3 protein-coding genes are annotated in these 4,368 nt (G+C 69.0%); all 3 read right to left on the reverse strand.

Annotated features, from left to right (window positions below; translation table 11 throughout):
* The coding region (gene mfd, locus R1101_RS0116880; RefSeq protein ID WP_026003386.1) for a transcription-repair coupling factor at positions 1 to 3,378 on the reverse strand (3,378 nt) is incomplete at its 3' end.
* Between the two features lie 63 nt (positions 3,379 to 3,441).
* Positions 3,442 to 4,011 (reverse strand): PIN domain-containing protein, encoded by a 570-nt coding sequence (locus R1101_RS0116885; protein WP_232284775.1) that lies wholly within the window; start codon positions 4,009 to 4,011, stop codon positions 3,442 to 3,444.
* A 90-nt stretch (positions 4,012 to 4,101) separates the two neighbouring features.
* Positions 4,102 to 4,368 (reverse strand): helix-turn-helix domain-containing protein (locus tag R1101_RS27165; protein ID WP_016934550.1); only part of this gene is annotated, 267 nt, incomplete at its 5' end.

Raw genomic sequence — 4,368 nt, forward strand, 5'->3', positions numbered from 1 at the left:
GCCGTACTCGCGGCACAGCAGCCGGAGCCTGCCGACGGACACGAGCCGCTGAACCTCCTCGGGCAGCGGGCCGTACCGGTCGACGAGTTCGTGGACGACCGTGGCGATCGCCGCATCGTCGTTCGCGGCCGCGAGCTTGCGGTACGCCTCGAGACGCAACCGATCGGACGCGACGTAGTCGGCAGGGATGTGCGCGTCGACGGGAAGGTCGATCCGCACCTCCTTGGGCGCTTCGTCGGTGGTGACGGTCCGGCCGTCGGCCGCTGCCCTGTATGCCTCGACGGCCTCACCGACGAGCCGCACGTACAGGTCGAAGCCCACACCCGCGACGTGACCGGACTGCTCACCGCCGAGAACGTTTCCGGCACCGCGGATCTCGAGATCCTTCATGGCGACGGCCATACCCGCGCCGAGATCGGAGTTCTGCGAGATAGTGGCGAGCCGGTCGTAGGCCGTCTCCGTCAGCGGCTTCTCCGCCGGGTACAGGAAGTACGCGTAGCCGCGCTCCCGCGAACGCCCGACACGTCCGCGCAACTGGTGCAACTGCGACAGGCCGAGCGCATCCGCCCGTTCGACGATGAGGGTGTTGGCATTGGAGATGTCGAGACCGGTCTCGACGATCGTGGTGCACACCAGCACGTCGAACTCGCGCTGCCAGAAACCTTGCACCGTCTTCTCGAGTGTGTCCTCGTTCATCTGCCCGTGCGCCACCGCGACCCGCGCCTCCGGAACGAGGTCGCGAAGCCGCTTGGCCGCCTTGTCGATCGAGCTCACCCGGTTGTGGACGTAGAAGACCTGACCGTCACGCAACAACTCTCGCCGGATGGCCGCAGCGACCTGCTTGTCGTTGTACGCGCCCACATAGGTGAGGATCGGATGCCGTTCCTCGGGCGGAGTGAGGATGGTCGACATCTCGCGGATCCCGGCCATACTCATCTCGAGGGTGCGAGGGATCGGCGTGGCCGACATCGTGAGCACGTCGACGTGGGTGCGCAGCGCCTTGATGTGTTCCTTGTGCTCGACGCCGAAACGCTGTTCCTCGTCGACGACCACGAGACCGAGGTCCTTCCAGCGGACGCCGGTCTGCAGCAGGCGGTGGGTGCCGACGACGATGTCGACGGTGCCGTCGGCCATGCCCTCGATGATCGCGCGCGACTCGGCCGCGTCGGTGAACCGGCTCAATCCCTTGACCGTCACGGGGAAGGCCGCCATCCGCTCGGTGAAGGTCTGCAGATGCTGCTGCGCGAGCAGAGTCGTGGGGACGAGCACCGCGACCTGCTTGCCGTCCTGCACAGCCTTGAACGCCGCGCGCACGGCGATCTCGGTCTTGCCGTAGCCGACGTCGCCGATCACGACGCGGTCCATCGGTACCGGCTTCTCCATGTCGGCCTTGACCTCGGAGATCACCGTGAGCTGGTCTTGCGTCTCGGTGAAGGGGAAGGCGTCCTCCATCTCCTTCTGCCACGGCGAGTCGGGCGCGAAGGCGTGGCCGGGTGAGGCCTGCCGCGCCGCGTACAACCGCACGAGTTCGCCGGCGATCTCCCGAACCGCCTTGCGGGCCTTGCGTTTGGTGTTGGCCCAGTCGGATCCGCCGAGCTTGCTGACGGACGGCAGTTCGCCACCGACGTAACGGGAGAGCTGGTCGAGCTGCTCCATCGGAACGAACAGCTTGTCGCCGGGCTGGCCGCGCTTACCGGGTGCGTACTCGATGACGAGATATTCGCGGCGGGCGCCACCGACGGTCCGTTCGACCATCTCGACGAACTTGCCGATGCCGTGCTGGTCGTGGACGACGAAATCGCCGGCGTTCAGGGCGAGCGGGTCGACCTGGTTGCGGCGCTTGACGGGCGTCTTGCGTCCCTCGGTGACGACACGGTTGCCGGTGAGGTCGGCTTCGGTGACGACGACCAGGCCCGGCACCACATTGTCGTCGTTGCCGGGAAGCACCACGCCCTCGTGCAGACAGCCGCGCATGACACCGACCTGCCCGCGCACCGGTTCGGAGCCGGGCTCGAGTTTCGCGGCGGGGACCTCGTTCTCCTTCAGCCGCTCGAGGACGCGCTGCCCGGTACCCGTGCCGGCAACGACGATCACCGCACGCCCACCGGCGGTGACGTGCGCGCGCAGGTTCACGAACAGCATCGACAACAGGTCCTCGGAACCGCGCACCTCGGGTGCCGGCTGTACATCGAGGACGATCTCGCTCTCGGAGCCCGAGGCGAGCGGGCTCAGCGTCCACCACGGTGTCCCTGCCGCCTGCGCGGCCTCGCGCACCTGGCGCAGCGATCGGTAGGCCGACTCGCCGAGATCGAGTTTCTTCCCGTCCACTCCGTTGAGATTCGAGGTGTCGAGCGGCACCGCACCACCGAGCGAGGCTGCCGTCCACGACGCCTCGAGGAACTCCTGCCCGGTGCGGGCGAGATCGCTCGCCCGGGTGCGGACCTTCTCCGGATCGCAGATCAGCACGTGCGCGCCGGCGGGCAGAACGTCGGTGAGCAACTGCAGCTCGCCGGACTGCAGCACCGGCAGCAACGCTTCCATGCCCTCGACGGGAATGCCCCCGGCCATCTTGTCGAGCATCTCGACGAGCGCCGCGTCGGCCGGGTTGTCCTGGGCGAGCTGCGCGGCCCGGGCCTTGACCTCCTCGGTGAGCAGCAGTTCGCGGCACGGCGGCGCGATGAGCACCGGCACGTCGACCTCGGTGATCGACCGCTGGTCGGCGACGGAGAAACATCGCAGTTCGGTGACCTCGTCGCCCCAGAATTCGACGCGGACCGGATGGTCGGCGGTCGGGGGGAAGATGTCGAGAATGCCACCGCGCACCGCGAACTCGCCGCGCTTGCCGACCATGTCGACCCGGGTGTAGGCGAGTTCGACGAGTCGCTCGACGAGCTCCTCGAAGTCGTGTTCGGCGCCGACCCGCAGGGTGACGGGATCGATCTCGCCGAGTCCGGGTGCCATCGGCTGCACCAGCGACCGCACGGTGGCGACCACGACCCCGAGTTCGGGTCCGAGGTCGCGATCATCGGGACGGGCGAGGCGACGCAGGAGGTGCAGGCGACGGCCCACAGTGTCGGCGCTCGGCGACAGGCGCTCGTGCGGCAGGGTCTCCCACGAGGGGAACTGTGCGACCGAGTCGCCGAGCATCTCGGTGAGTTCGGCGGTGAGATCGTCGGCCTCGCGTCCGGTGGCGGTGACCACGAGCAGAGGCGTCTTCTCGGCCAGCGCCGCCGCGACGAACGGCCGGGCGGAGGGCGGTGCGACGATCTCCTGTTCGGCGGAACCGGCGAGATCGCCGATCCTGCTCAGTCGGTGGTCGGCCAGCGCGATCCGCGCCAATCCGGACAGTGGGACAGCGGCCGGGGGCACAGCAGACAAGGAAGGCGCTCCTGAGTGTGGGACGAGAACCTTGTCGAGTCTATTCCGCTGTCCCCTCGTGCGTCACCGCGCCGGGGCGCGAGGAGGATCACCGCGCCGGGGCGCGAGCAGGTCGGCGCTGTTGGCACCGAGCTCACGGACCGCCCAGCCGGCCAGCCCGGCGAGCAGTTCGTCGTCGCCCGCCTCGCGCCGGACGTCGTCGGTGAGCCAGCGACGTCGCACCATCCTCAGCAGGGCTGTGCGGGTGCGGGCGGGATCCGCGTCGAGTGCGAAGGTGACGAACGCGTCGGGAGTCCACGCTTCGATGCCCGACCGTTCCAGCGCCCCGGTGAGCTCGGGGTCGGCGGTGATCACGGCGTCGGCGTGGCACAGCAACGCCACCGACGTCACGTGCGCTTCCCGCGGGCCCGTCACGTGCGGTACCTCGCGCAGGACGGTGGTGGGCCAGACCACGCGGGCATCGGGGAAGGCGCGGTCGAGTTCGGCGAAGAGGAAGTCGCGGGCGGGGCGCAACAGCTCCCGCGGGAGCAGGCGGTCCACCTCCGCGAGGATTCCGTCGCTCCAGAAGGGTTGATACAGGCCCTCTTCGGCCAGGGCGAGCGCCACATCACGCAGCCGGGGACGGGAAAGCATCGTCGCACCGAGTACCACTCGAACCGGCATCGTCACCCTTCGTCGGATCGTGGGCCCGTCCATATTGTCGTCACGGGTCGCACAGTACTGTCAGAACGGGTCGTACAGGCCCTCGCGACGGGTGAGGTCGGCGAGACCGTCGAGGACCGTCGTGACCACCTCCGCCTGCTGGATCGCGAGTTCGCGGACGTCGGAGCGCGACACGCGCCGGTGCAGGCCGTGGAAGTCGGCGGCGAGCGCGCCCGTGTCCACCAGGTGGGCCACGTAACGGCGGGAACAGCCGAGGACGTCGGCGGCCTGGGCGATCGTCAGCAGTGGCGGCACGACACCGATGGTCACGGCGGTGTCGGGACCGAA

This window comes from Rhodococcus sp. R1101, from assembly GCF_000278445.1.
Lineage (GTDB): Bacteria > Actinomycetota > Actinomycetes > Mycobacteriales > Mycobacteriaceae > Rhodococcus > Rhodococcus gordoniae.

Excerpts from the sequence above, each read along its gene's own strand:
- R1101_RS0116885 (WP_232284775.1), bottom strand. The coding sequence starts at position 4,011 with ATGCTTTCCCGTCCCCGGCTGCGTGATGTGGCGCTCGCCCTGGCCGAA.